Below are 24,817 nucleotides of genomic sequence, written 5' to 3' on the forward strand. Positions count from 1 at the left end.
AGAGTGCGTTCCTAGATTCCGTTCCGAGACGTACCCACGGTTGTCATTTTCCGACTCACGTCGGCAGTCGACCGGCGCGTTCGAGGGCTCCGAGGCCGGCGACCGTTGCCAAGAGGCCGACTGCGGCGACGGTGAAGACGAAGTCGTAGCTGTAGCCGCGTTCGATCAGCGCGCCGAGCAGCGAGGAGCCACCCGACTGGGAGACCATCCACGCGGTACTGAAGACGGCGTAGGCGCTCCCTCTGGCGGAGTCCGGCAGTGCACTCAGGATGTATGTGTCGGTCGCGGGGAACAGCGCGTGGATGACGAAGCCGATCAGCGCCGAGACGACGGCGAGTGCGAGGGGTCCGTCGACGGCGACCACCAGCAGCAGGCAGCCGGCGAAGGAGGCGACGATTCCCAACAACAGCGGCACCGACGGGAGGTCGTCGGCCAGCTCGCCGGCGACGAAGAACGCGGGGATCCCCGCGGCGAAGACGATCGTCAGCATCGTCGAGGCGGCGTTCGGCGAGAGCCCGCGGGCCTGCATATACAGCTCGTAGAAGTTGAAGACGCCCTGCCAGACGAAGACGGCGACGCCGGCCAGCGCGAGCGCCGACAGGATGATCCGCCACTCCGAGCGCGCGCCGGCGACGAGCGAGCGGTCGGCCGCTCCCGCATCGGGCATCTCGGTCCGGCGGGCGACGATCACGGTGGCGACGGTCACGACGGCCGTGCCGACGGCGATCGTCCACAGCGCGAGCCGCCAGTCGACCCACAGCGAGACGGCGACAAGCGGTGCGGCCGCGACAGCCGCCACCTGATTGGCCGCGCCGTGGATCCCCATCACGCGGCCGACGCGCTCGGGGAACAGCTCGCTCAAAAGCGGGTTCGCCGCGACGAAGTAGACGCCGGAGGCAGTCCCCATAAAGAACGCGCCGAGCATCAGCTGTCGGACCGTTACCGCCGCGCCCGCGGCGGCCGCCGAAAGCGTGAGCAGAACGCCTGAAACGATCACGAGATAGTGCCGTGGAAGCCGTGTGAGCAGCCAGCCTGCCGGCAACCGCAGGGAGGCGCTGCCGACCCACGCCAACGTCACGATCAGACCGGCGGTCGCCTCGCCGATGGGAAACTCCGTGATGAACACATCGAGCAGCGGCGCGAAGACGATCCTCGCGAGGTTGAGGAAGAAGACGAGCCCACACAACGAGCCAAACAGTCGGCGTCGACTCACAGCGACGGTTCGGGGCAGAGGGTTTCAAGCGTTCCGGACTCCCGATCTGTCGGCACCTTGGAGCGTCCGGACTCGACACCGACGGTGCGAACCGCGGGCGGGGCACTTCGGCAGGGACGAAACACCGCCCCTTTGGGGAGGCGGTGGCTACCGCCGGTATGACCCGATTCGATGCCGACACGCCGACCGAACGGCGGCAGCTGTTCGCCGAAGCGATCGACGCTCACCGGGAGCGCGGTAGCGAGTTCATAACAATCGAGCCCGACGAGTTGCCGCCGGGATCGGACGAGGAACTTCTGCCGTGGGTCCAGTTCAGCGACACTACGATCTCGATGGACTGCACCGACGCCGAGTTGGATCGGTTGAAGGGACTGCTCGACGAGTATCCCGAGTTCCGTGCCGAGAGCCTCGAGAGCCCCGAAGAAGCCGAGGGAACCCACGCCCGGATTACCGCCCGGTCGGATCCCGATCGGCTGGCGACGTTCGTCGACGAGGCGTTCCAGACGGTCTACGGCTACGCCGTCGACTACACGGCGTGGATCGTCGCCATCTGATCAGGCGAGTACCCGCTGGCGCATGAACTCCCGGAGTGCGTCGGTGTAGGCCGTCGGACGGTGGAGGGTACAGACGTGGCCCGCGTCGTCGATCACTTCGATTGACCCCTGCGGGGCCGCCGCCGCATGCTCGTCTTCGCCGCGGCGCATCACGTAATCCCGTTCGCCGTTGAGAATCAGGGTCGGGCCGGGGTACGCCGCCAGTGCGTCACGGAAATCCCGCCCCGCGAGCTGGGGGCCAGCCGTGCCGAACGTTCTCGGATAGAACCCGGCCTCGGTGATCTCGGTGGCCTGCGCCGTCGACAGGGGGCGCTCGCGGACCCATTTCGCGGCCCGATCCTCAACGAATCGTTCGATCCGGTCGCTCCGTGTCGCAAGGCGGGCGATCCCACCCGCTGCTCGGGTCAGTAGCTCCATCCCGTCGACCGGGTTCGCGCTGCTGCCCGAGAGCACGAGGCCGTCGATTCGGTCGGGGTGGCGATTGGCGTACTCGGTGGCAACGTAGCCGCCCAGCGAGAGGCCGACCAGTAGGCACTCCTCGGTGGCGTAGTCCTTGATGACCGACTCGACGAGGTCGACGGCCCGCTCGAACTCGAACGACTGGGCCGCACGGCTGCCGTGGCCGGGGAGGTCCGGCGCGATGATTCGGCGATCCGATGCGAGGGCGTCCCGTTGGGGGGCCCACATACTGCGGGTGAAAACCGCCCCGTGGACGAAGACGACCGATGGGGCGTCGTCGGGGCCGTGGATGTCGACGCCGTCGGCCTGTGCTGTCGAGTCGTTCCGTTGCATCGTCACTGAGGTACCACGGGGATTTCCTTAGTATGCCGTGTGAAACGGGGGTTTTCGAGACTTTCACGCCGAGTCATCAGTACCGAACCAGCAGGGTTCTTGTCGATCAGCACCCGACCCATCGTATGGATCTACCACCAATCGGGCTGGGCACCATGGGCATCGAGCGGGCGTCGACGATCACCACGGCGCTCGACGTGGGCTACCGACATCTCGATACCGCACAGATATACGACAACGAGGCCGTCGTCGGCGACGGACTCGCCGCCAGCGACGTCGACCGCGAGTCGGTGACGGTGGCGACGAAGGTCTGGGCCGACAGCCTCCGCGCCGACGCTGTCCACCGAACGACGGCCGAAAGCTGTGACCGACTCGGCGTCGACCATCTCGACCTGCTGTACGTCCATCGCCCGATCGAGAGCTACGATCCGAGCGAGACGCTGGTGGCATTCGCCGACCTGCACGCCGAGGGGACGATCGGTGCGGTCGGCCTGAGCAATTTCACCGTCGACCAACTCAACGAGGCCAGAGCCGAACTCTCGGTGCCTGTCGCCGCCCATCAGGTCGAGTTCCATCCACTGTTCTGGTCGACCGATCTGCTCGCCGACGCGCAGGAACACGACTATCAACTGGTCGCCTACTCGCCGCTGGCAGGCGGACAAGTCCGCGAGATCGACACGATCGTCGACATCGCCGCGGACCACGACACGACACCCGAGGCCGTCTCGATCGCGTGGGTCCTCTCGAAACCGAACGTGGTGACGATCCCCAAGGCCAGCAGCCGCCGCCATCTCGAAGCCAATCTCGACGCCCAACAGGTACACCTCACCGACGCGGAGTGTCGACGGATCGACGAGATCGACCGAACGCTCGAACTGTACCCCGAATAGGGCTCTACTCGGACCGTTCCCGGAGTTCGCGCCGCTGGATCTTGCCCGTCGTGGTCGTCGGCAGCGTGTCGACGAACTCGATCTCGCGGGGGTACTCGTAGGCGGCGAGCTGTTCGCGGACGAGCGTTTGCAACTCCTCGCGGAGCGCCGCCGACCCCGCTTCGGTGGGCTGGACGAACGCCTTGATCGCCTCGCCGCGGGTCTCGTCGGGGACCCCCACCACACCGGCCTGTTCGACGGTCGGATGCTCCAGCAGCACGCTCTCGACTTCCATCGGCCCGACACGGTAACCGCTGGTGAGGATCACGTCGTCGGCCCGCGAGACGAACCAGCAGTAGCCCTCGGCGTCACGCTCGACGATGTCGCCGGTCAGAAACCAGCCGTCGACCTCCTTTTCAGCGGTCTGCTCCGGTAGGTGCCAGTACTCGTCGAAGAACACGCGTCGGTCGTCGGGCTTGACTGCGAGTTCGCCAGCCTCGCCGCGCGGGAGTGGCTCGTCGGGGTCGGGATCGTCGGGGTCGACCACCCGAACCTCGTAGCCCGGCAGCGGCCGGCCCATGCTTTCGGGTTGGGCCTCGAACCACGTCGCACTGTTGCCGACGACGAGGTTGAGTTCCGTCTGCCCGTAGAACTCGTTGACAGGCACGTCGTCGAAGCTCTCGGCGGCCCACTCGAGGATTTCAGGTGTGAGGGGTTCGCCCGCCGCAGCGAGGGCCTCAAGCGAGAGGTCGTAGCGGTCGGCTGGATCGTCGACGTCCATCAGCATCCGGAGCGCGGTCGGCGGCATAAAGGAGTGTGTCACGTCGTGGCGCGCCAGAAACTCGAAGACGGCTTCGGGATCGAACCCCTCGCGCGGCCACGCGACGACCGTCGCGCCGTAGTGGAGCCCGGCACACAGCGTCCCGCCGAGGGCCGCCCCCCACGCCCAGTCGGCAGGCGTCCACAGCGTCGACCCCGCCACCCCTTGATCGAAGTAGTTGTAGGCCGCGGCTGCCCGACCGAGCCACAGCGCGTGGGAGTGGAGCACCCCCTTCGGCGGGCCGGTCGACCCGCTGGTGTACATGATCGCCGAGGGGGTCTCCGGCGTCGACTCGTAGCTGTTGATTCCGGGTTCGTGATCGTCCACGAGATCCTCGAACGCGTGAGCATCTTCCGTCGCTGATTCGCCGAGTTCGATCACGTGGTTGAGAGCCGGACACGACTCACGGACCGCCTCGACCGTCTCGCGGACACCGGGGTCGACCACGACTGCCTTTGCCCCGCTGTCTTCGAGCCGGTATTCGAGGGCTTCCGGCCCGAAGAGGACGGTAAGCGGGACGGAAATCGCGCCGAGTTTCCAGTTGGCGAGGTGTGTGATCGGGTTCGCAGGCTTCTGCGGCACCACGACCGCCACGCGGTCGCCCGGCTCGATGCCGAGAGCATCGAGTGCGGCAGCGAGTCGGTCCGACTGCTCGTCGAGGTCGCCGTAGCTGTGGGTCGACACCGAGCCATCCGGCTCCTCATAGATGAGCGCGGACCGGTCAGGGTCGTGCTCTCGTAAAAAATCGTCTGCGGGGTTGTACGCCTCGGGGAGCTCCCACGCGAACTGCTGGCGAGCCGCCTCGAGGGAATCGTAGGCGGGCATGATCTGCCACGTCATAGCTGTGCTCTCGGGCCGTCGACCTTGCGCCTTACGGCAGTAGCCAGTGACTACTTAGATATCATTCCGGGCGGTCGAGCGCGACCGGCACCGACCGCCTGGCCACATCGGCGGCGAACGCCTCGTCGTCGGCCGCCAAGAGGTCGAAGGTGTCGTAGTGGATCGGTACCACCAGATCGGGATCCATCCGCTCGGCGAGCTCGGCCGCCGCGTGGCGGTCCATCACGACGCTGCCGCCGATGTTGGCCAACAACAGCGAGACTTCCAGTTCGGCGAGGCCGTCGAGGGCGTCGGTATCACCGGGCCAGAAGACGGTCGTGCCGTCGATAGCAAGCCGGAAGCCACAGCCCTCGCCCTCGGGATGGGGGACGGTCCCGTCGGCGTCCGCACAGGGGCCATCGGGTCGGTTGTACGCCGGCACCGTCCAGACGTCGACCGTCGTCGGTCCGCCATCGGATTCGAGGTCGACCGTCAGGTAGTCGTCGTCGCTACAGCGGAGGACCTCGTAGGGGAGTTCCTCAACCGGCCGTACCTCGCGGTCGATCCGCTCGGCGTCGACGCCCTCGAAGACGACGACCGTCGCGTCTTGGCGGGCGACCCGTTCGATCCCATCCGAATCGTAGTGGTCGCCGTGGGTGACGACGACGAGGTGGCCGTCCTTCGGGTGCTGGCCGTCGAGCACCCCGTACCGGCCGGGGTCGGTGTAGACGACGGTGCCGGCGGTCGATTCCAGCCGCGCGGTGGCGTAGCCGAGCCAGTCGACGGTGAGATTCCGGTGGCGAACGGTCATGGCTGGGCTACCCCGGCGAGCGGTTTGTAGCTGGCTATTGGCTCTCGGCGAGCCGCTCGATCCGGTCGACCGTCTCGCAATCGGCGGGCGATTTGTCCGGCCGGACCGCGACGAACCGGGGGAACCGCAGCGCGTAGCCCGACGAGTAGGTCGGCGACGGCTGGATTTCCTCATACCCGACCTCGAAGACGACAGACGGCTGGATGTCGACCGTCTGGCCCGACTCCGCAGTGATATGCGGTTCCAGCAGCTCGGTCAACTCGGCCAGTTTCTCGTCGGTGATCCCCGTGGCGACCTTGCCGATCGTCCGGTAGCCATTGGTCTCGGGCTCGCGGACCGACAGCAGGAACGTTCCCAGAAAACTCGCCCGTCGACCTTCGCCCCACTCCCCGCCCGTGACGACGAGGTCGACCGTCTCCACGTCGGGTTTGCGCTTGAGCCAGTTTTGCCCCCGGTCGCCCGGCGAGTAGGTGGATTGGGGATTTTTCAGCATGATTCCCTCGTGGCCCGCTTCCAGCGCCTCGGCCTCGAAGGCGGCGAGTTCGTCGGGGTCGTCGGACAGCAGGAGGTCGGCGACAGCCTCGTCGTCAGTAACTAGTGCTTCGAGCCGCCGGTGGCGGTCGACGAGCGGCCGTTCGAGGAGGCCCTCGCTCCCGGCGCGGAGACAGTCGAAGGCGTGGAGTCGGAGCGTGACCTCCTCGACCATTCGGTCGACGTCGTGTTTGCGGCGGAACCGCCGGAGAACGTGCTGGAAGGGGAGCGGATCGCCCGCGTCGTCGACGGCGACGACCTCGCCATCGAGGATACAGGGCTCGGTTACCGACTGCCTCACGACGTCGACGATGTCGGGCAGCGCCGCAGTCACGTCGTCCATGTTGCGGGAGTAGATCGACACCTCGCCGAGCCCACCGTCTTCGCCCGCTTCGACGTGGATCTGGACGCGCGCGCCGTCGAACTTGACCTCCGCGGCGGCCTCCTCCCAGCTATCGAGGGCTTCGGCGGCGGTGCCGGCTTGGGCGAGCATCGACTGGACCGGTCGACCGATGTCGAGTTCGAGGCCGTCGAGGCCCGCTTGGCCCTCCTCGCGGGCGACCGCGGCCACTTCGCCGTAGTCGTTCGTGACTTGGAGGGCGCGGGCCACGGCTTCGGGCAGCTGATCGAAGGCTTCGCAGATGGCGTCCCGAACGGTCCCCTCGCCGACGCCGATTCGCATCTCGCCGAGGACGAGCCGGGCGAGATAGCGGGCTTCGAGCCGCGAGCACTGGCGAAAGAGACCAAAGAGGATGTCGACCTTCCGGTCCTGGCTCCCCGACCCGTCGGCCGCAGCGAGCGCCCGGAGATCGGTGTCGACGTCGTCGACGGTCAGCCCACTGATCGAGCCGCCGCCGAAGGCTGCCAACCCCTGTTGGTCGCCGAACTCGTAGCTTGCGGCGACCGCGCCGATCTCCCCTCGGTCGGCCAGCCGGGCCTCGATGTCGTCGGCCGAGACGTTCGGCCCTGCCGCGCGGGCGATGGCCGTATAACAAAGCGAGGGGCCGATATCGAGCGTGCGGGACGACCACGCGGGGAAGACCCGCCCTTGGACGAACCGGGCGACGACCGGCAGTTCGGCGTCAGCAGTCTCGAAGAGGGCCGCGACCCGCTCGATCGTCTCGATATCCCCCGACTCGGCTTCGATCCCGTCGACCCGTTCGGCGAACGCCTCGAACTCCATTGGCCGCGATAGCCCGCCGTGGCTTCTAAAGCCGACGATCCGTTCGCTGGCGGCGATTCGTTCACGCCAACCACGAACTGGATTTATGGGCGATGTTTCCGAGTGTCACGTATGGTCGAGAAGACCGTCCACGACAGCGAACTCGACAGGGCCAGCGTCGCCGAGAGCCTGCGCTCGCTCGCCGACGAGTTCGAAGCCGGCGAGGACGTTCACGTACGGGTCGGCAATAAGTCGGTTCGGCTCCAGCCGCCCGAGACCGTCAGCTACGAGGTCAGCGTTCACGAGACGAACTCCCTGCTCCGGAGCAGCCGGGAGACGATCTCGGTCACCCTCGATTGGAAGCGCCGCTGATCGGTCGAGCTAGGTGGCTTCAAGGCCCTCGAAACGAGAGTTGGGCCAACCGATGACCCACTCCGAGTTGGCAACCGCCGTCAGGGACGTCCTCGCGGTCGACACCGAGGCGTACGCGACCGAGGCGGCAGCCGACGCCGACTTCGTGCTGTCCGAGTTGGACGCGGGAACGTTCGACAACCACCAGTCGATCCTCGGGCTCGAATACGAGTTCTACGGCGTCTCCGAGGACCGCTGGCAGACCGGCCGCGAAAACGACTTCGCACTGGCACGGGTGCCGCGCCGGCTGCTGGAGCTGATCGGCTTCGAGAAGGAACTCGGCTTGCATAACGCCGAGATGACCGCCAGCCCCCAGCCGTTCAACAGCCACGGCATCGACGCCATCGAGGCCGAGGTCCGCAGTCGGTTGGAGGCCGCCCTCGACTGCAGCCGCGCTGAGGGACTGCGGTTGGTCAGCGATGGCCTCTGGACGATCCCGCCGACCGGCGAGACCGCCCGCGGCTATCTCACCGACAGCGTCGACGACGACGGCGTCCGGATCGCCACCAACATGACCGACGCCGTCCGCTACCACGCGATGGCCAACAGCGGCAGCGGCCGGTTCCGCGTCGAGGCGCCGGGGGTCGACCTCGACGCCCGAACCGTGATGCCCGAGAGCCTCATCACCTCCATTCAGCCGCATTATCAGGTCCAGCAGGCGATGGATCTCCCGCGGTATTTCACCTACGCGGTCCGGCTCGCCGGCCCCCTGCTCGCACTCGGCGTCAACGCCCCCTTCTTCCCGCCGGACTGCTACGAGGAGGGGATCGACCCCGAGTGGCTCCTTGCGAACGCGTGGCAAGAAAACCGGATCGCCGTCTTCGAATCCGTCCTCAACAGCGCCACCGAGACCGACAAGGTCCGGTTCCCGGCGGACCTCGACAGCGTCGAGGCCGCAGTCGACCGCGTGGTCGGCGACGAGACGATGGTCCCGATGCCGGTCGACCGGGAGGGGGAGTTCCACGACAACTTTGCGACCTTGCGCCGGAAACACGGCACCTACTGGCGGTGGGTCCGGCCGGTGTTCGACGGTCCCACGCGGTCGCAGGCCAACGCCCGCATCGAATTCCGCCCCCTGCCGGCCCAGCCCACGGTCAGGGATTCGATGGCACTGACGGTCGCCTTCGCGGGGGCGATGGAGGGACTCACCCGGACCGAACACCCGGTTGCGGACCTGCCGTGGGAGGTCGCCCGCGACAACTTCTATGCGGCGATGCGGGACGGCCTCGACGCCGACATCACGTGGCTCACCGCCGACGGCGCCGAAACGACCGACCTCGATCTGGCGTTGACCGACCTGCTGGAACACGCCGCCGAAGGACTCCGGGTGGTCGGCCTCGATCGGGAGGGCGTCGACCGCTACCTCCAGCCGCTGCAGTGGCGGATCGAAAACGGCACCACCCCCGCGAGCTGGAAACGCCGGCAGGTCCGCCGCCGACTCGACGAGGGCGACCCGTTGGCCGAAGCGATCCAGTCGACCCAGCGTCAGTATATCCGCAAGCAGGCCGAGACACTGATCGGCGGCGAGTTCAGCGACTGGTAGCAGCCGCCGGGACGGACGTGCCGGCGGCGCCGGATTTCCTTTGTTCAACATAGACATACCAACAAAACAAAATAGATTTATACCCGCAAGTGTGGTATCACACATCACATGTATCGTGACATACATAGACGTGATGTGGTGAGAGGACTCGGCATCGCCGGCGTGGCAGGGCTAGCCGGCTGTGCCGGCAACGAATCGCCCGAGGATACGGGCGACGGCTCGGACGACGGCGGGGCCGGCGGCGTCCCGGACGCGGTGATGATCGTCGGCTTCCCGGAGTCGGGCGTCCAGTTGTTCCGCGACTACTACTCGGAGTTCGCCAGCGATGCGTCCGATCTCGATATTATCGTTCCCGACGGGCTGATGGACGCCGATCTGCCCGGCGAGGTCGACAACGACATGAACAACGTCATCGGGACTCAGCCCTCGGCGGGCGGTCCGGGTGCGGAGTTTTTCACCAGCGAGTATCAGGCCGCCTACGACGAGGAGCCCGGCGTCTTCACCGCGCAGGCCTACGACGCGATGGCGATCAACGTGCTGGCGGCGGTCGCTGCCGGCGAGAACTCCGGCAGCGCGATCCGCGACCGGATCCGGACGGTCGCCAACCCCGGCGGCGAGGAGTTCGGCCCCGAGACGCTGGTCGACGCCGTCGAGACCGTCGCCGCCGGCGATCCGGTCCACTACGTGGGAGCCTCCTCGAGCGCCAATTTCGATGTCAACGGTGACATCGTCACCGCGGCCTACGACATCCGCGACTTCCAGGACGGCGCGCTGGAGACGATCGACACCGTCGAGTTCGGCACCGGACTCTCCGAGGAGGACGAAAACGCGACTGCGGCCGATCCGGTCGGCGTCGACTCCTTCGAGGCGATGGTCGGCGTGCTGATGCCCGAAACCGGTGATCTCGGCCCGCTCGGCGGGCCGATCCGCGACGGCGCACTGCTGGCGGCCGACCAGATCAACGCCGCCGACATCAACGTTACCGTCGACACGCAGGTCGAGGACACCCAGACCAACCCACAGGCGGGGATTTCGGGAGCCAACGCACTGGTCAACGCCGGCTACGGCGCGGTCGTCGGCCCGGCGTCGTCCAACGTCAACCTGCAGGTGGCCGATCAGGTGTTGATTCCGAGCGGCGTCGTCGGCATCTCGCCGTCGTCGACCGATCCGGACGTGACCGATCTCGACGACGATGGCTACATCTTCCGGACCTGTCCTTCGGACGTCTTGCAGGGGCCGGCGCTGGCGGAACTCGCCCGCGGCGAGTACGTCGAGGCCGAGAGCTCGGGGACGCTCTACCTCAACGACGCCTACGGACAGGCGCTCGAAGAACAGTACGCTACCAACTTCGAGGACAACGGCGGCTCGATCGGCCAGCGCGTCTCCTTCGAGCCCGAACAGGCCTCCTACTCCAGCCAGTGGAGCACCGTCCTGAACCAGTAGCGTAGCGTCGTCGCTGTTATTTCCGACCGGAACTGCCCGGCGGTCGACCCTCGGTGATCGGGGACGCCGTGATCCGAGTTCCACCCGCTGTCGCGGCTGTCACCCGCTATGGCTCCAGCGGCGACCGGCGGGAGGGACTCGCCGTCATGAACTCCGGGCCGAAGACGCGCCGGCAGACCTGACGCAGCAAGAGCCCGGTGACCGCCCCGAACGCCAGGATCGTGACGGTCGACTGGAGTTTCAGGAGGAGTTGCTGTTCGGCCGTCATGCTAGCGATTTCGGTGACCATGTGTGTTGTGAACGCTCCCCACGGCTAAAACAGTCGGGGCCGTCGTCCGGCGACGACCTCGCGGGCAGTTAGCCGCCGAGGAAGTCCTGCCGGACCTGCTCGTCGCCCAGCAGCGTCTCCCCGCGGTCGGTGTAGCGGTTCTCGCCGTCGACCAGCACGTACCCCCGGTCACACCGCCGGAGGGCCTCCTTGGCGTTCTGTTCGACCATCAGGATCGCCGTCCCCGACTCGTTGATCCGGTCGATGCGGTCGAACATGTCGTCGACGAGGTCGGGAGCTAACCCCGCCGAGGGTTCGTCGAGCAACAGCAGGTCGGGGTCGAGCATCAGCGTCCGACCCATGGCGACCATCTGCCGCTGGCCGCCCGAGAGGTTCCCGGCCTTCTGGTCGCGGCGCTCCCGGAGGATCGGGAACCGGTCGTAGACGGCTTCGAGCCGGTCTTGGGGGACCGAATCGAGGATGTAGGCCCCCATTTCGAGGTTCTCTTCGACGCTGAGCCCCGGAAACACGTTGTCGGTCTGGGGGACGAAGCCGATCCCCTCGTGGATGATCTCCTCGGGCGGGGTGGCTTCGATGGCCTCGCCGTCGAACTCGATGGTGCCGTCCATGTAGGTCGTCAGCCCGAAGACCGTCTTCATTACCGTCGACTTCCCCGCGCCGTTGGGGCCGACGATGGTAACGTACTCGCCGTCGGCCACGTCGAGGTCGACGTCGGTGAGGATCTGGAGGTCGCCGTAGCCAGCATCGAGCCCGCGGATGCGAAGCATCGCCTCGTCGTCGAGGGTGTGGTCGGTGCGGGCGGTCGCCCCCGCTGACTCGTTAGGATCCGCGTCGGTGCCGACATCCGCCGAGTCGCCGTTCATAGGTCATCCCCCAGATAGGCCTCGATAACGCGGTCGTTGGTTCTGATCTCTTCGGCCCCGCCTTCGGCGAGGACCTGTCCCTGATGCATGACGATGATGTGTTCGCAGTGGTGCATGATCACGTCCATGTCGTGTTCGACCAGCAGGAAGGTGTACCCCTCTGCCCGGAGGTCGTCGACCCGATCTAACAGTTTCTCTTCGAGGGTTGGGTTGACGCCGGCCAGCGGCTCGTCGAGCAACACCACCTCGGGGTCGGTCATCAGCGCGCGGGCCATCTCCAAGAGCTTCCGCTGGCCGCCCGAGAGGCTCCCCGCGTACTCGGTCGCGAGGTGGTCGATCTCGAAGAACTCCAAGGTCTCCCACGCCCGTTCGCGGAGCTGTTCTTCTTGGTCGACCACACCCCCACGGAGCCCCGGCAGCACCGATCGGAGCGCCGACTCCCCCTGTTGGTTTTTCGGGGCCAACATGAGGTTCTCCAGGACCGTCATCTCCGGCAGCTCACGGGCGATCTGGAACGTTCGGACCAGCCCGCGCTGGGCGATCTCGTAGGGCGCGAGCCCCGTGATCGCCTCGCCGTTGAGGTAGACGTCCCCCGCGGTCGGCTCGTGGACGCCCGTGATGCAGTTGAACGTCGTCGACTTCCCCGCGCCGTTGGGGCCGATCAGTCCCGTCAGGCTCCCGGATTCGACCTCGAAGGAGACGCCGTCGACGGCCGTGATGCCGCCGAACTCCTTGCGGAGCCCGTCGACCCGCAGCGGGAGCCCCGACGGCGTCCGCTGGGCGGCCTGTTCGACCGGCGAATCCGCTGCCTCGGGGTCCGTATCGGCCGCTGGCTCACTCATCGCGCTCACCTCCCTCGCGGCGCGTGAGGTCGACGGCCGCGGCGGTCTCGATCCGGTCGCCGAGCAGCCCGTCGGGTCGACGATGCATGATGAAGATGAGAACCAACCCCAGCAAGACGAACTGGAGTGGCGCGATGTTGTCGGTGGCGTACGCCAGCAGCCCGACCGGATCGGCTGCCGCGACCGCGTCGCCGAACGTCGGTGGCGTCGGCGCGTCGATGGTATCTCGGAGCACTGCTCCCACACGGCGGGGGCCCTCGAACAACACCGCCGCGAAGACGATGCCGCCGAGGACGCTGCCGGTGTTCGACCCCGAGCCGCCGATGATGACCGCGACGAAGATGTAGAAGGTGAGGATCGGCTCGAACTGCGGCGACGGCGAGACGTTGCCCTGGCTGCCGAACCAGAGAATGCCCGCCAGCCCCATCAGCGCACAGCCGATCATGAACACCTTGATCTTGATGAGGTCGACGTTCTTGCCGAGCGAGTCGGCGACGAGTTCGTCCTCGCGGATCGCCTTCAGCGTCCGGCCGAACGGCGACCGCCCGAGCCGTTCGAGCAGCACGTAGAAGGCGACGACGAACACCGCCAACACGAGGATATACCCCCAGCCGATGAGGATGTTGTTCGAGATGCCGAGGCCGCCCTCTCCGAGGGTGCCGAAGACGGCCGCCCCGAGGGCGGTCGGATCGCCCGCCCGCCCGTCGACGAGGAACAGTCCCCGGACCGGGTTCTGGGGCATCCCCATCCCCCGGCCGCCGCCGGTGCCGACGCCCAGCGTCTCGCGGAGCGCGGTATCGAACGTGCTCGACTGGAGGGTCAGCCGGATGATCTCGGAGAGGCCGAGGGTGACGATGGCGAAGTAGTCCGCCCGGAGCCGGAGCGCCGGCAGCGCTGCGATCAGCCCGAACAGCGACGCCATCGCCATGCCGGCAACGATGCCGACCGGCAGCGGGAGGCCGAATCCCGGCGGGCCGAAGGCCGGATCCGGCGATCGGACGACGATCCCCATGGTGTAGACGCCGATTGCCATGAACCCCGCGACGCCGATATTAAAGAGGCCGGTGTACCCCCAGTGGAGGTTGAGCGCGAGCGTCGACAGCGCGTACACCAATCCGAGGAACGTCAGCGTCCGTAGCAGCCCGACGACGCTGTTGAGGCCGTCGGTGAACGTCAGCAGCGTCGCCCCGAGGTAGATCAGGCCGAGCGTGAGGACGACCAGCCCGAGATCGCTCCGCTTGGCGGCCGCGAGGACCGCCGCCAGCGCACTGTCGGGCTCCCGGTCGACCATCGTATCGTCCGGCGCGGTGGCGTCGCTCATGCGGTCGACACCCCGCCGAACAGCCCCTCAGGGCGAAGCAAGAGAACGAGAATCATCACTGCGAAGGCCGCCGCGGCGTTGAAATCCGAGGAGATCCAGACCGTCGACGTCGTAAAGACCAGTCCGATGACGAGCCCGCCGGCGATCGCGCCGTAGATCGAGCCGATGCCGCCGAGGATGACCGCCGCGAAGATGAGCAACAGGAGGCTCCAGCCGAAGTCGAACTGGATCGTCCCCCGCAACAGGACATAGAGGTAGCCCGACGCTCCCGCGAGGCCGCCGCCGAGGATCCACGTCGCCGCGACGACGCGCTCGGCGGGGATACCAGTGATCAGCGCCAGATCCTTGTTGTCGGCCATCGCCCGCATCGCCGTCCCGAGTTTGGTCCGCTGGAGGGTGTAGTGCATCGCCACCATGAGCCCGATGGCGGCGACCGCGATCGTCAACTGGTGGGCGGTCACCGAGACCCCCAGCGGGGTCGCGAGAGTGTCGCCGTCGACGCTGGCGGTGATCCCCCGGCGGTCGGCCCCATAGGCGAACTGGATGAGGTACCGCACGACCAGCGCAACCCCGACCGAGGTGATCAACAGCGCGATACCGCCCCGGTCGCGCATCGGCTTGTAGAACGCGCGGTCGATCGCCAGCGAAACCACCGCCGTGATGGCGAACGCCGCGAGCAGCCCGACGACGATCGCACCGGGCGTCGACAGCACGTGAGCCCCGATCGCGCCGGGGGTAACGTCGCCCGCATCCCGGACGGTCACCAGCGCGCCGAGCGGCTGGCTGCCGGCAGCCGCGACCACGAAAGCCACGCCCCACCCCGTGAACGCGCCGGTCGAAACGAGATCGCCGTGGGAGAAGTTGGCGAAGTTCAGAATGCTGTAGGTCATCGAGAGGCCGATTCCCGCCAACCCGATCACCAGCCCGATCACCAGCCCGTTCCAGAGGTTCGATCCCAGCCGCGCCACCGACAGACTTCCGCCGAGGGGGCCGACTTGGAGCCCGGCGAGTTTTGCAAGCAGGTCGACACACAACAACAGCCCGATCGCCGCGACGACCGCGAGTCCGGGGTGCTCCCGGAGGGCCGCCGGCGACAGTAACTCGATTGATTCCATATACACGACTCGTTGACAGTGTGGATGTCGTGCAGTAGATAAAGGTTTGTGCTCCGGTGACACGGTTCGTGCCACCGCCGAAGGCGCGAGGTCACCGCCGTCTGCGGGGACCGTGACGGTCGGCGTGCCGGATTAGGAGTCCACGGCGATCGGCTGGCCGACCTCGACCGTATCGCCCACCGACAGCGACCGCCCCCACGCCGACGGTGGCACCGTCGTGTTGACCATCAGCCGGAATTCGTGGTCGAACCAGTCGCCGCCGCTCCAGACCGGCATCGTCTTGCGTCGCCGTTCGATAAACGTCGACCGGAACCCGTCGTGCTCCGCGCCGGTCTCCGGATCACGCGACGGCACGACACACCGCTGACAGGGGTTGACGCCGCGGAACGGGACGCCGCCGATCGTGAACGCGACGTGGTGGGTCCGGTCGGCAAACAGGTGGTCCTCCCAGAACGGCGGCACCCCACCGAGTTCGATGTTGGCCCGGAGCCGTCGCCGCATTCCCGCGGTATCGATCCCGTCGAACCAGCCCGCCACGGTCTCGATGGTGGCGGTACTTATGATCGTCGGGCCGGCCGCGTGGGTGTCGTCGGGGAACCCGCCTGCCGGATCGCGAGCCAGCGAGACCGGGTAGCCGACCTGCTCGCCGAGCCAGTCGACGGCCGCGCCGTCGACCAACTCGTCGGCCGCAAAGCGCCGCGAATCGGTGTCGGCGGTCGACAACTCCACCGCGTCGATCCGCGCGCCGTCGCCCTCGTAGTCGGCCTGCAGCCGGTGGACGCGCCGCTCGCGTTTGCCGTTGACGTACTCGCCGTCGGCGTCGAACAGCGCGAACTCCCGGTCGCCGGCGAGGCCGCCGTTCTCGACGATCTCGACCGCGTCGACCGATCGGCCGTCGAGTGATTTGATCGGATAGATCCGCAGGCGGTCGACCGTGGCCGTCCGGCTCGGCGACCGGAACTGACCGTCCGTTGGCTCGTCGCTCGACGTATCTGGCATACGTCCTCATACGCCGGCAGTTTGAAAAACGTCCCGCAGGAACCGTGGCTACTCCTCGTCGTCTTCGTCAGAGAGGTCGATCTCTGCCTCGGCGAAGACGTCCTCGATCTCGTCGACCGACAGCGTCCGGTACCCTTCCTCGGGGGTCACCGTCGAGAGGCTCACCTCGCTGGGACTGAGTTCGTCGTTGGCGACCCGGAGTGCGCGGGCGGCCAGTCCGAGGCCGGTGTCGAGGTCGGCGGCGTCGGTCCACTCCTCTTCGAGGAACTCCTGGATGTCACGTCCGGAGCCACCGATGACTGTCGCCTTCCACTCGTTGGGCGTCCCCGAGGGATCGGCGGCGAACAGCCGCGGCTCGCCGTTTTCGATGCCGCCGACCAACAGCGCTGCGCCGTACGGCCGGGTGCCGCCGCGCTGGGTGTTCTCCTGAATGTGGTCGGTCAGCCCCTTGGTCAGCGCTTCGACGTCGATCGGCTCGCCGAACCGGAGCCGGTTGACCTGCGCCTGTCGGCGGGCGAAGTCGACCAACTGCCGGGCGTCGGCGACGTGGCCCGCGCTGGCTGCGCCGGCGTGGTCGTCGAGTTTGTGGATCTTCTCGATGCTCTCGGATTCCATCAGCGGCGAGCCCGCCCGGCTCTGGGCGGCCAGCACGACGCCCTCTGTCGTCCGCAGGCCGACGCTCGGCGCGCCGCGGGAGACCGCCTCGCGGGCGTACTCGACCTGATAGATCCGGCCGTCCGGCGAGAACAGCGACGTACCGCGGTCGTAGGCCTGCTGGTCGTTGCCTCTCATCGCACCCTCCGTCCGAACCGACATCCGTACTCGTTCATCTGTTCGAGGCTAACGGTCCGGACAGGAAAAACCCTTGCTACCCGGTCCGTTCCCGGTGGCGGCTCGGTGGTGTCGGCCTCCCCCGATAGCATCGTCGACCACGCCTCGGCGGCGGTCGCCTCTCGGACGGCCGGTCGACGCCGAACCGGACACGCCCCGACCGTGGGTTCGAGCCGGCCGCGACGCACGGTCGGGCCGTGGTCGTCGCCGGCTACCCGAGAAAGAGGTCCGCCAGATCGTGTTTCGAATTGCCCTTGTAGAGTTCGCAGTAGCCGCAGTTCGCACAGGAGACGACGGTGAACCGCCGGTTCTGTACGTCGAACAGCTTCGTCAGGCCGGTCCCGCTGGTGGCGATATCGTCGACCTCGGTCTCCCTGTGGCCACATTTCGGACAGCCGGTGTCGTCCAGTTCCGGGGATTCCATACCGTCGACACGAAATTTGCAATCAAAGACGTTGTGGAGGCTTCAATGTCGCTCGTACTCGACGAAGGAAAAGCCGTCGTGGTCCTCGCGGCGTCGCTCGGTCCATGCCTCGGAGTCCCACTCGGGAAACCGTGTGTCGCCGTCGTAGGCCTCGTCGATCTCGGTGAGCACTAGTCGGTCGGCCCGCGGCAGGAACTGCTCGTAGATCGTCGCGCCGCCGATCACATACACCGTTCCGGTGTCGTCGGCTGCTTTTCGGGCGGCGTCGACAGCCCGCTCGATGGCGTCGACGACGACCACCTCGTCGGGGAGGTCGGGCGACCCGCGGCTCAACACGATGTTCGTCCGGCCCGGCAGCGGGCCGCCGATGTCGGCGGCGATCGAGTCGTACGTTCGTCGACCCATAACCACGGGATGACCCATCGTCGTCGCCTTGAAATGCCGAAGATCGGCCGGGAGGTGCCACGGCATCTCGCCGTCGCGGCCGATCACCCGGTTGTCGGCCACCGCCGCGATGAGCGCGATTTCGGGAGCGTCGTCGCTCATGGTCACTCCGCGACCGCGAACCGGATCCCGTCGGCGGGATCGTAGTCGGTCAGGTGGATGTCCTCGAACTCGAGGTCGTCCAGCGGTTTGTCGGCGATCTCGATACGCGGCCGTGACCGCGGCTCCCGCGAGAGTTGGGTGAGGAGGCCGGGAACGTGATCGTATCGCTCGTTGTCCTCGCGTTCGGCGGGGGCGGTCTCGGTCAGCCACTCGCGAACATCGCGATACCCATTGCGGCTGTCGACCTCGCCGAGCCGCTGTTGGAGTTCCTCGAGGTTTTCGGCGTACCACGCGCCGCGCTCGTCGGTCCCACAGTAGACATGGGCGTCGACAACGGTGTGGCCGAACTCCCCGACCTCGAAGCCGGTCTCCTGGGCGACTGCATGTGTGAGCAGCGAGTAGGCGGCGATATTGAACGGAACGCCCAGCGCGATGTCGCCCGACCGCTGGGTGAGATGGCAGTTGAGTGTGTCTCCTTGGACGTTGAACACGAATGTGTAATGGCACGGCGGCAGCGTGCTCACGGCGGCGTTGGCGGGGTGCCACGCCGAGACGACGAGCCGTCGACTGTTGGGCGACTGCTTTAGGGTGTCGACCACGTACTGGATCTGGTCGAAGGTGCCGTCGTCGTTCCGCCAGCGGTGGTCCTCGTCGGGCCACGCCTCGCCGTCGAGCCCCTCGCTAGGCACTGGATACCGCCGCCAGAAGCGACCGTAGGCGGTGTCTAACCTCCCCTCCTCGTCGGCCCACGCGTCCCAGATCCTGGTCTCCTCGCGGAGGTTGCGGATGTGTTCCTCGCCGGAGAGATACCACTTGAACTCGTGGATCAGGGAGTTCCAGCGGAATCCCGAGAGGTCCTTCGTGGTGAGGAGTGGGAACCCCTCCTGGAGGTCGACCGTATAGGAGCGGCTGAACGATGCGATCGTGTCCACGCCGGTCCGGTTCGGCTTGTAGCTGCCGCCCGAAAGCGTGCTGTCGACGAGATCGAGATACTGCTGCATGGTAGAGCTGCCGCGAACGCGGCTGTTGGTGAATGGAGCGCAACGACGGTATTAATTGGTTCGTTATTTCCTGTTTATCAGCCGACTGTGAACGAACGCGACGTATTTCGTGTGCGACAGGAGTGCACAACAGCGGCAGTTTTGTGTGACAGTTACGACTAGTCGGCGTATGCAATTCAGTCGGCGGCGGGCCGTGGAACTCGTTGGAGGTCTCGGCGCGATTAGTCTCTCCGGCTGTCTCGGCGGATCCGAAGCCGACGAAGCCACATCCACGTCGGGGAATATCAACGAGATCGAGTCGGATGGGAGCCAGTGGTTCGATGCGACACTCGAAGACGTTCGTGGTGGCGAGTCGTTTCGGATCGCCGACTTCGAGGAGCCGGTTCTCGTCCAGACGTTCGCCGTCTGGTGTTCGACCTGTGACGAGCAGGAGCGACAGGTCGACACACTGCGGAGCGAGGGCGACACCGCGTTCGCGATGGTGAGTATCAACGTCGACCCCAACGAAGACGCCGAGGCGGTCCGGGAGCACGCCACATCCAACAGCTACGAGTGGCAGTGGGTCACTCCCCCCCTCGGCGGTCACCGAGAGTCTGGTCGATCAGTTCGGCACCTCGGTCACCCATCCGCCGAACGCGCCGATGATTTTGCTCTGTCCCGATGGACGCTTCAAACGGCTCGAAAACGGCATCAAATCGCCGGCGACGCTCCGCTCCGAGCTCGAAACCTGTTGATGTCGTTGCTCGTCGACCTCGCGGAAGTCTTCGCCATCGGTATCGGGACGCCACTGAGTGCGGCGTGTGTCATCCCACTCTACCCGGCCTTCGTCGCCTATCTCGCCAACAACGAGTCGACCGAGGGGGCTGTGCGCTCGCGGCCGATCGTCCTCGGCGGGTTCGTCGTCGCGGGCGTCGTCACGTTCATGGGAGGGATCGGCTTCGTGTTTACGCGACTCCTGCAGACGTCGCTGACCCGTGTGATCGAGACCGTTTCCCCGCTTGCGTTCGCTCTCTTGATCGGCATCGGGGTCGTCTTGCTCGCGGATCTGGACCTGTTCGCGCGTGTGCCGACCGTCGACCCGCCGCAGTTCAACTACCCCTCGACGACGGCGTTCAGCTACGGGTTCTTTTTCGGGGCGATCATTATCCCGTGTAATCCGGGGCTTGTCGCGCTGTTCTTCGCCCGTGCGCCGGTGTTGTTCGAGACCCAACTCCAGAGTATGCTCGGTTTTCTCGCCTTCGGGTTGGGAATCGGTGCGCCGCTGTTGGCGATTGCGGCGGTCTCCGAATCCTCGGGCCAGCGTCTCACGCGACACCTCGCTCGATACAAAAAGCCAATTAACCGGGTGACCGGTCTCGTGCTCGTCAGCGTCGGGCTCTACTACCTCGTGTTCGTTTTCGAGGTGTTCGGATGACTCTACGCCGTCCGAAGTGCGACATCGAGTAGTGATTCGTAGACCGGTTCGTACCGGTCCGCGACGGTCGATGGATCCGCGCGCCCGTCGCTCGTCAGTGGAGTGAGATCGTGTGTCGACACCGGCTCGATCATCTCGATCACCCGGTCGACGCGCTCCTCCAACTGTCCCTCGCGGGCGCTGCCGCTTGCGATCTCGCAGGCCTTCGTGTAGCGCTGGCCGTCGTAGATCCGCGCCCGCGTCGGGCCCACAACCGCGACCGCGTCGAAAGCGATTCCCTCGACCGGCAGCGCGATATCGCTGTAGGACTCGACCACGGCGGGATCGGTGTCGGCGATCCGCTCGGTGATCCGCTCGAAGGCCGGGAGATACTGCTCGGCCATCAGTTCGTTGAAGCCGTCGACGGTCCGGACACGGGGGGCCTCGGCCAGTGGTAGGGACTGCCTAACGACGTCCGGAAGTAGCCCGGCGGCTTCGGCCGCGCCGTTGACGACGAACTGCGGGCCCTCGGGCGTGGTAACGCGGTCGACCAGAAACGTCCGCCCGCTCTCGCCGAGCAGCCCCGTCCGGTCGGGCGTCGGCCGCCAGAATCGATGGACCGGATTGAGCCGTTCTTCCCGCAGGTCGCCGCCCTCGCTGGCCGCGGCGGCGAGTGTCGCCACGTCCTTGCCGTAGAGCCGTCCCTCGTCCAGTGCGGCCGCCACGTCGTCGTGGTCGAACCAGTAGTCGTTGCCCGCTCGTGGTTTGAACCCCACCGCATCGGACAGCGAGGCCAGCAGTCCGGCGGCGAACGTCGTCTTTCCGGCGTCGACGCGGGCGTCACCTGCTACTAACAGTTTCATGAGTGAGGCGTCGACTACTCCTCGGTCGACTCGGATTTCAGGCCGTAGTAGCCCGGTTCGTCGTCGCTCGGCGGCTCGGCGATAACGAGTTCCTCGGCGTTCCGCATGATCCACGGGATCGCCCAGTCCAGAAGGATGTCCTCGACGCCCTCGTCGATCTCGGCGTCGGCCTCCAATCCTTGCAGCAGGCGGGCGATCTCGTAGACGGTGTACAGTAGCTCCTCGTCGAGCAGTTCCTCGGGCGTGTAGAAATCACAGGGATACAGCTCCTCGAAGTCGTCTTTCGGTCGTGGCATGAGCGGTTGTAGGACTGCTGGCCGGGAAAACAGTGGGGGTTCGGAATCACCGGCGCGGGTGCTGTCGCTGGCGGCGTGGCGTCGCAAAAAATGGTGTGAACTGCCCGGTTACTCGAATGCCTCGACGGCTGCTGCGTAGCGCTCGCTCGGTTCCTCCCAGTCGACGACCTCGAAGAAGGCGTCGATGAAGCCTCCGCGGTCGGGACCGAACTGGTAGTAGTAGGAGTGTTCCCAGACGTCGAGTGCGAGAATCGGGTGACCGCCCCAGATCGCGCCCTGGTCGTGTTTGTCGACCACGACGTTCCGAAGCTGGTTCGAGAACGAATCGTAGACGAGCAGCGCCCAGCCACTGGCGTTGCCGGCCGCGGCTTCGAACTCGCCCTTCCAGGCCTCGTAGGAGCCGAAGTCCTCCTCGATGCGGTCGGCGAGGTCACCGGACGGCTCGTCGCCACCCTCCGGGGACATGTTCTGCCAGAACAGGTCGTGGAGAATGTGACCCGAGGAGTTGTGGGTCACGTTGCGGATAGCGCCCGCGCTGGAGCTGAAGTCGCCGCTCTCGCGGTTCTCCGCCAGCGTCTCTTCGGCCGAGTTCCAGCCGTTGACGTACCCCTGATGGTGGGTGTCGTGATGCCATTTCAGGATCTGCTCGTCGATATGCGGTTCAAGGGCGTCGTAGTCATACGGCAGTGGATCTAGTTCGTAGCTCATATGTAATTCCTCCAGTTCAACATTGTCTCGATTGCTGTTAAAGCTTGAGGAGTAGTTTGATAACATATAGCACGTATACGGCCACTATTCAACGTATTCCGGTAACAACCCTTCGAGTTCGTAAATAGAATGATTGCCGCAGTCGTGTCGGTTCGCTAACTCGACTGGCTCAGATCGAGCGGCCCTGACACTGGTCGAACCGCCGGGCGACGTCGTCCCAGTCGACGACCTGCATGAAGTTGTCGACGTACTCGCCGCGGTTGTTCTCGTACTGGAGGTAGTAGGCGTGTTCCCAGACGTCGCAGACGAGGATCGGCGTCGTCGCCTGTGGGGTCTGGTTCTGGTGGTTTTCCGCCGCAGCGACGATCAGTTCGTCGCTGGCGGCATCGTGGCAGAGCAGTGCCCAGCCCGAGCCTTCGACGCCACCGGCGGTAGCCGCGAACTCGGACGTGAACGCCTCGTAGGAGCCGAAATCCCGTTCGATGTGGTCGGCGAGCTCGCCGCCGGGCTCGCCGCCACCGTCCGGCGACATGTTCTCCCAGAAGATGGTGTGGTTGACGTGGCCCGACAGATGGAACGCCAGCGCCCGCTTGACGCTCTTGACGTCGCCGAACTCCTCGCTGTCCCGCATCCCTTCGAGGGCCTCACGGGCGGCGTTCGCGCCGTTGACGTAGCCCTGATGATGCTTGTCGTGGTGGAGTTCCATGATTCGGGAATCGATGTGCGGTTCGAGTGCGTCGTAGTCGTATGGGAGGGCTGGTAGTTCGTACGTCATGCCTCTACACCGACGGTCGAATCCGTCCTAAAGTTTCGGTGTGTTAACACTTTTAACGACAGTGTGGGGCCTTGAGAGAACGGCCACCTCACTCCCCGCGGGCGGCCTCGAACATCGCCAACGCCGCCTCACGGCGCTCGCTGTGGTCGACGATCGGATCGGGGTAGTCGGGGGCCGCATTGCGCCGCTGGGTCAGCGACGCCTCGTGCCAGTTGTGGATGATCTCGGGGTCGGTGTCCTGCAGTTCCTCCACGTACTGTTTTATATACTCGGCGTCGGGATCGTAGCGCTCGCCTTGGGTCATCGGGTTGAAGATCCGGAAGTAGGGTTGGGCGTCGGTCCCCGTCGAGGCGGCCCACTGCCAACCGCCATTGTCGTTGGCCGTATCGTGGTCGACCAGCTTCCGGCGGAACCAGTCGTACCCCTCGCGCCAGTCGATTAACAGGTCCTTTGTCAGGAAGGAGGCGACGATCATTCGGACGCGGTTGTGCATAAAGCCCTCCTGTCGGAGCTGGCGCATCCCGGCGTCGACGATAGGATACCCCGTCTCGCCGTCCTGCCACGCCTGCAGGCGGTCGGCGTCGTTTTCCCACTCGATTTCGTTCTCGTATGTCTTGTAGTTCTGCGAGACGACCTCGGGGTTGAACCACAGCACGTGCGTGTAGAAGGCCCGCCACGCGAGCTGGGACTGGAACTCGTCGATCGACTCCAGTTCGGCCTCTGTCGCGTCCTCGCGGGCGTCCTCGGTGGCCCAGTAGACCTCCCGAATCCCGATGGTGCCGTATTTGAGGTCCGCCGAGAGCCGCGAGGTCGACTCCCGGGTCGGATAGTCCCGATCCTCGTCGTAACGGTAGACCCCGTCCTCACAGAACGCGGCGAGTCGCTGGCGGGCGGCCTCGGTTCCGGCATCCAAGAGATCGGCCTCCGGCTCCGCGAAGCCGAGGTCGGCCAGCGTCGACAGCGATCCGGCGTCGACACCCGCGGTGTCTGCGTCGACTAACTTTTCGTTGGGAGCCAGATAGGGGTCGTCCTTCTCGCGGTCGGCCCACTTGCGGCCGAAGTAGGTGAAGACGGAGTAGGGATCGCCCGCGTTGGTCGTGATCGAGCCGGGTTCGTGGCAGATGGCGTCGTGGAACGACTCGCGAGGGATTTCGGCCTCGTTGAGTGCTTGCCGAACTGCGGCGTCGCGTTCGCGGGCCAACCCGGAGTAGTCACGGTTCCAGACCACGCGGTCGGCGTCGACCGCCTCGGCCACCGCGGGAACGGCCTCCACCGGGTCGCCGTGGCGGACAAGCAGTTCGCCGCCGCGGTCGCGGTACCACGCTCGGAGTTCGGCCAGCGAATCGAGCAGGTACGACACCCGCGGCGAACCGGCGTGGTCGAGCACCCGGTCGTCGAAGACGAACAGCGCGAGGACGCCGCCGTCGGCCTCGCGTGCCGCCTCGGCGGCGGCCGCCAACGCCCGGTTGTCCGATCCGCGGAGATCCCGCCGGTGCCAGTGGAGTTGCATACCGACACCACGGCCGGACGGCTAAGGAACCTTGTGGAGCCGACACGACCCCCGACTACGGTTCAATGCCGAT

26 protein-coding genes are annotated in these 24,817 nt (G+C 66.3%); 6 read left to right on the plus strand and 20 right to left on the minus strand.

Annotated elements, in window-relative coordinates:
- Positions 1 to 55: 55 nt before the first annotated feature.
- Positions 56 to 1,213, minus strand: coding sequence for an MFS transporter (locus tag NKJ34_RS12755; RefSeq protein WP_253738686.1), 1,158 nt, complete (start codon positions 1,211 to 1,213; stop codon positions 56 to 58).
- A 158-nt stretch (positions 1,214 to 1,371) separates the two neighbouring features.
- On the opposite strand from NKJ34_RS12755, the gene NKJ34_RS12760 reads away from it, so the two are divergent.
- Positions 1,372 to 1,767, plus strand: coding sequence for a DUF7975 family protein (locus NKJ34_RS12760; protein WP_253738687.1), 396 nt, complete (start codon positions 1,372 to 1,374; stop codon positions 1,765 to 1,767).
- Here the strand turns inward: NKJ34_RS12760 and NKJ34_RS12765 are convergent, their stop codons facing one another.
- Positions 1,768 to 2,559 (minus strand): alpha/beta fold hydrolase, encoded by a 792-nt coding sequence (locus NKJ34_RS12765; protein ID WP_253738688.1) that lies wholly within the window; start codon positions 2,557 to 2,559, stop codon positions 1,768 to 1,770.
- A gap of 125 nt (positions 2,560 to 2,684) precedes the next feature.
- Between NKJ34_RS12765 and NKJ34_RS12770 the strand changes: the two genes are divergently transcribed.
- Positions 2,685 to 3,449, plus strand: coding sequence for an aldo/keto reductase (locus NKJ34_RS12770; protein ID WP_253738689.1), 765 nt, complete (start codon positions 2,685 to 2,687; stop codon positions 3,447 to 3,449).
- 4 nt (positions 3,450 to 3,453) lie between these two features.
- Here the strand turns inward: NKJ34_RS12770 and NKJ34_RS12775 are convergent, their stop codons facing one another.
- The 3 genes from NKJ34_RS12775 to ligA form a co-directional block, all read right to left on the minus strand.
- Positions 3,454 to 5,088 carry an acetate--CoA ligase gene (locus NKJ34_RS12775; protein WP_253738690.1) on the minus strand — a complete coding sequence of 545 codons (1,635 nt, stop codon included), beginning with the start codon at positions 5,086 to 5,088 and terminating at the stop codon, positions 3,454 to 3,456.
- A 61-nt stretch (positions 5,089 to 5,149) separates the two neighbouring features.
- Positions 5,150 to 5,878, minus strand: a complete 729-nt coding sequence (locus tag NKJ34_RS12780; protein ID WP_253738691.1) for an MBL fold metallo-hydrolase — start codon at positions 5,876 to 5,878, stop codon at positions 5,150 to 5,152.
- Between the two features lie 34 nt (positions 5,879 to 5,912).
- The gene (gene ligA / locus NKJ34_RS12785) at positions 5,913 to 7,592 is read right to left on the minus strand and encodes an ATP-dependent DNA ligase LigA (protein WP_253738692.1); all 1,680 of its coding nucleotides are present in this window, start codon (positions 7,590 to 7,592) and stop codon (positions 5,913 to 5,915) included.
- 111 nt (positions 7,593 to 7,703) lie between these two features.
- On the opposite strand from ligA, the gene NKJ34_RS12790 reads away from it, so the two are divergent.
- The 3 genes from NKJ34_RS12790 (at position 7,704) to NKJ34_RS12800 (ending at position 10,968) form a co-directional block, all read left to right on the plus strand.
- Positions 7,704 to 7,943 carry an amphi-Trp domain-containing protein gene (locus tag NKJ34_RS12790; protein WP_253738693.1) on the plus strand — a complete coding sequence of 80 codons (240 nt, stop codon included), beginning with the start codon at positions 7,704 to 7,706 and terminating at the stop codon, positions 7,941 to 7,943.
- A gap of 52 nt (positions 7,944 to 7,995) precedes the next feature.
- Positions 7,996 to 9,525 carry a glutamate-cysteine ligase family protein gene (locus NKJ34_RS12795; protein WP_253738694.1) on the plus strand — a complete coding sequence of 510 codons (1,530 nt, stop codon included), beginning with the start codon at positions 7,996 to 7,998 and terminating at the stop codon, positions 9,523 to 9,525.
- Positions 9,526 to 9,633: 108 nt separating this feature from the next.
- Positions 9,634 to 10,968, plus strand: coding sequence for an ABC transporter substrate-binding protein (locus NKJ34_RS12800; protein WP_253738695.1), 1,335 nt, complete (start codon positions 9,634 to 9,636; stop codon positions 10,966 to 10,968).
- A gap of 106 nt (positions 10,969 to 11,074) precedes the next feature.
- Here the strand turns inward: NKJ34_RS12800 and NKJ34_RS12805 are convergent, their stop codons facing one another.
- The 10 genes from NKJ34_RS12805 to thyA form a co-directional block, all read right to left on the minus strand.
- Positions 11,075 to 11,257 carry a hypothetical protein gene (locus NKJ34_RS12805; protein WP_253738696.1) on the minus strand — a complete coding sequence of 61 codons (183 nt, stop codon included), beginning with the start codon at positions 11,255 to 11,257 and terminating at the stop codon, positions 11,075 to 11,077.
- Positions 11,258 to 11,325: 68 nt separating this feature from the next.
- A complete protein-coding gene (locus NKJ34_RS12810) occupies positions 11,326 to 12,120 on the minus strand; it encodes an ABC transporter ATP-binding protein (protein WP_253738697.1) in 795 nt (264 codons plus the stop codon).
- Positions 12,117 to 12,962, minus strand: a complete 846-nt coding sequence (locus NKJ34_RS12815) for an ABC transporter ATP-binding protein (RefSeq protein WP_253738698.1) — start codon at positions 12,960 to 12,962, stop codon at positions 12,117 to 12,119. The genes NKJ34_RS12810 and NKJ34_RS12815 overlap by 4 nt, the downstream gene beginning before the upstream one ends.
- Positions 12,955 to 14,283 (minus strand): branched-chain amino acid ABC transporter permease, encoded by a 1,329-nt coding sequence (locus NKJ34_RS12820; protein ID WP_253738699.1) that lies wholly within the window; start codon positions 14,281 to 14,283, stop codon positions 12,955 to 12,957. The genes NKJ34_RS12815 and NKJ34_RS12820 overlap by 8 nt, the downstream gene beginning before the upstream one ends.
- On the minus strand, positions 14,280 to 15,398 hold the full coding sequence (locus NKJ34_RS12825) for a branched-chain amino acid ABC transporter permease (RefSeq protein ID WP_253738700.1): 1,119 nt from the start codon (positions 15,396 to 15,398) through the stop codon (positions 14,280 to 14,282). The genes NKJ34_RS12820 and NKJ34_RS12825 overlap by 4 nt, the downstream gene beginning before the upstream one ends.
- 132 nt (positions 15,399 to 15,530) lie before the next feature.
- Positions 15,531 to 16,397, minus strand: coding sequence for an MOSC domain-containing protein (locus tag NKJ34_RS12830; protein WP_253738701.1), 867 nt, complete (start codon positions 16,395 to 16,397; stop codon positions 15,531 to 15,533).
- Positions 16,398 to 16,445: 48 nt separating this feature from the next.
- Positions 16,446 to 17,189 carry an archaeal proteasome endopeptidase complex subunit alpha gene (locus NKJ34_RS12835; protein WP_253738702.1) on the minus strand — a complete coding sequence of 248 codons (744 nt, stop codon included), beginning with the start codon at positions 17,187 to 17,189 and terminating at the stop codon, positions 16,446 to 16,448.
- A gap of 250 nt (positions 17,190 to 17,439) precedes the next feature.
- The gene (locus NKJ34_RS12840; protein ID WP_253738703.1) at positions 17,440 to 17,652 is read right to left on the minus strand and encodes a zinc ribbon domain-containing protein; all 213 of its coding nucleotides are present in this window, start codon (positions 17,650 to 17,652) and stop codon (positions 17,440 to 17,442) included.
- A gap of 42 nt (positions 17,653 to 17,694) precedes the next feature.
- Positions 17,695 to 18,198 (minus strand): dihydrofolate reductase, encoded by a 504-nt coding sequence (locus NKJ34_RS12845; RefSeq protein WP_253738704.1) that lies wholly within the window; start codon positions 18,196 to 18,198, stop codon positions 17,695 to 17,697.
- A gap of 2 nt (positions 18,199 to 18,200) precedes the next feature.
- A complete protein-coding gene (thyA, locus tag NKJ34_RS12850; protein WP_253738705.1) occupies positions 18,201 to 19,199 on the minus strand; it encodes a thymidylate synthase in 999 nt (332 codons plus the stop codon).
- A gap of 169 nt (positions 19,200 to 19,368) precedes the next feature.
- On the opposite strand from thyA, the gene NKJ34_RS12855 reads away from it, so the two are divergent.
- Positions 19,369 to 20,613, plus strand: a complete 1,245-nt coding sequence (locus NKJ34_RS12855) for a cytochrome c biogenesis protein CcdA (protein WP_253738706.1) — start codon at positions 19,369 to 19,371, stop codon at positions 20,611 to 20,613.
- Positions 20,614 to 20,615: 2 nt separating this feature from the next.
- Here the strand turns inward: NKJ34_RS12855 and NKJ34_RS12860 are convergent, their stop codons facing one another.
- The 5 genes from NKJ34_RS12860 to NKJ34_RS12880 form a co-directional block, all read right to left on the minus strand.
- Positions 20,616 to 21,455, minus strand: a complete 840-nt coding sequence (locus NKJ34_RS12860) for an ATPase (RefSeq protein WP_253738707.1) — start codon at positions 21,453 to 21,455, stop codon at positions 20,616 to 20,618.
- A gap of 14 nt (positions 21,456 to 21,469) precedes the next feature.
- On the minus strand, positions 21,470 to 21,751 hold the full coding sequence (locus NKJ34_RS12865; protein ID WP_253738708.1) for a DUF5827 family protein: 282 nt from the start codon (positions 21,749 to 21,751) through the stop codon (positions 21,470 to 21,472).
- 108 nt (positions 21,752 to 21,859) lie between these two features.
- Entirely contained in the window at positions 21,860 to 22,459 is a 600-nt protein-coding gene (gene sod / locus NKJ34_RS12870; RefSeq protein WP_253738709.1) for a superoxide dismutase, read from the minus strand.
- 169 nt (positions 22,460 to 22,628) lie between these two features.
- Positions 22,629 to 23,234, minus strand: coding sequence for a superoxide dismutase (locus tag NKJ34_RS12875; protein ID WP_253738710.1), 606 nt, complete (start codon positions 23,232 to 23,234; stop codon positions 22,629 to 22,631).
- 88 nt (positions 23,235 to 23,322) lie between these two features.
- The gene (locus tag NKJ34_RS12880) at positions 23,323 to 24,744 is read right to left on the minus strand and encodes a cryptochrome/photolyase family protein (RefSeq protein ID WP_253738711.1); all 1,422 of its coding nucleotides are present in this window, start codon (positions 24,742 to 24,744) and stop codon (positions 23,323 to 23,325) included.
- Between the last annotated feature and the right edge of the window lie 73 nt (positions 24,745 to 24,817).

It is taken from the genome of Halohasta salina, assembly GCF_024178165.1.
GTDB lineage: Archaea > Halobacteriota > Halobacteria > Halobacteriales > Haloferacaceae > Halohasta > Halohasta salina.

Bases quoted from the DNA above. Each gene is read 5' to 3' on its own strand.
- NKJ34_RS12760 (WP_253738687.1), top strand. From the start codon at position 1,372: ATGACCCGATTCGATGCCGACACGCCGACCGAACGGCGGCAGCTGTTC.
- NKJ34_RS12765 (WP_253738688.1), bottom strand. From the start codon at position 2,559: ATGCAACGGAACGACTCGACAGCACAGGCCGACGGCGTCGACATCCAC.
- NKJ34_RS12770 (WP_253738689.1), top strand. From the start codon at position 2,685: ATGGATCTACCACCAATCGGGCTGGGCACCATGGGCATCGAGCGGGCG.
- NKJ34_RS12775 (WP_253738690.1), bottom strand. From the start codon at position 5,088: ATGACGTGGCAGATCATGCCCGCCTACGATTCCCTCGAGGCGGCTCGC.
- NKJ34_RS12780 (WP_253738691.1), bottom strand. From the start codon at position 5,878: ATGACCGTTCGCCACCGGAATCTCACCGTCGACTGGCTCGGCTACGCC.
- ligA (WP_253738692.1), bottom strand. From the start codon at position 7,592: ATGGAGTTCGAGGCGTTCGCCGAACGGGTCGACGGGATCGAAGCCGAG.
- NKJ34_RS12790 (WP_253738693.1), top strand. From the start codon at position 7,704: ATGGTCGAGAAGACCGTCCACGACAGCGAACTCGACAGGGCCAGCGTC.
- NKJ34_RS12795 (WP_253738694.1), top strand. From the start codon at position 7,996: ATGACCCACTCCGAGTTGGCAACCGCCGTCAGGGACGTCCTCGCGGTC.
- NKJ34_RS12800 (WP_253738695.1), top strand. From the start codon at position 9,634: ATGTATCGTGACATACATAGACGTGATGTGGTGAGAGGACTCGGCATC.
- NKJ34_RS12805 (WP_253738696.1), bottom strand. From the start codon at position 11,257: ATGGTCACCGAAATCGCTAGCATGACGGCCGAACAGCAACTCCTCCTG.
- NKJ34_RS12810 (WP_253738697.1), bottom strand. From the start codon at position 12,120: ATGAACGGCGACTCGGCGGATGTCGGCACCGACGCGGATCCTAACGAG.
- NKJ34_RS12815 (WP_253738698.1), bottom strand. From the start codon at position 12,962: ATGAGTGAGCCAGCGGCCGATACGGACCCCGAGGCAGCGGATTCGCCG.
- NKJ34_RS12820 (WP_253738699.1), bottom strand. From the start codon at position 14,283: ATGAGCGACGCCACCGCGCCGGACGATACGATGGTCGACCGGGAGCCC.
- NKJ34_RS12825 (WP_253738700.1), bottom strand. From the start codon at position 15,398: ATGGAATCAATCGAGTTACTGTCGCCGGCGGCCCTCCGGGAGCACCCC.
- NKJ34_RS12830 (WP_253738701.1), bottom strand. From the start codon at position 16,397: ATGCCAGATACGTCGAGCGACGAGCCAACGGACGGTCAGTTCCGGTCG.
- NKJ34_RS12835 (WP_253738702.1), bottom strand. From the start codon at position 17,189: ATGAGAGGCAACGACCAGCAGGCCTACGACCGCGGTACGTCGCTGTTC.
- NKJ34_RS12840 (WP_253738703.1), bottom strand. From the start codon at position 17,652: ATGGAATCCCCGGAACTGGACGACACCGGCTGTCCGAAATGTGGCCAC.
- NKJ34_RS12845 (WP_253738704.1), bottom strand. From the start codon at position 18,198: ATGAGCGACGACGCTCCCGAAATCGCGCTCATCGCGGCGGTGGCCGAC.
- thyA (WP_253738705.1), bottom strand. From the start codon at position 19,199: ATGCAGCAGTATCTCGATCTCGTCGACAGCACGCTTTCGGGCGGCAGC.
- NKJ34_RS12855 (WP_253738706.1), top strand. From the start codon at position 19,369: ATGCAATTCAGTCGGCGGCGGGCCGTGGAACTCGTTGGAGGTCTCGGC.
- NKJ34_RS12860 (WP_253738707.1), bottom strand. From the start codon at position 21,455: ATGAAACTGTTAGTAGCAGGTGACGCCCGCGTCGACGCCGGAAAGACG.
- NKJ34_RS12865 (WP_253738708.1), bottom strand. From the start codon at position 21,751: ATGCCACGACCGAAAGACGACTTCGAGGAGCTGTATCCCTGTGATTTC.
- sod (WP_253738709.1), bottom strand. From the start codon at position 22,459: ATGAGCTACGAACTAGATCCACTGCCGTATGACTACGACGCCCTTGAA.
- NKJ34_RS12875 (WP_253738710.1), bottom strand. From the start codon at position 23,234: ATGACGTACGAACTACCAGCCCTCCCATACGACTACGACGCACTCGAA.
- NKJ34_RS12880 (WP_253738711.1), bottom strand. From the start codon at position 24,744: ATGCAACTCCACTGGCACCGGCGGGATCTCCGCGGATCGGACAACCGG.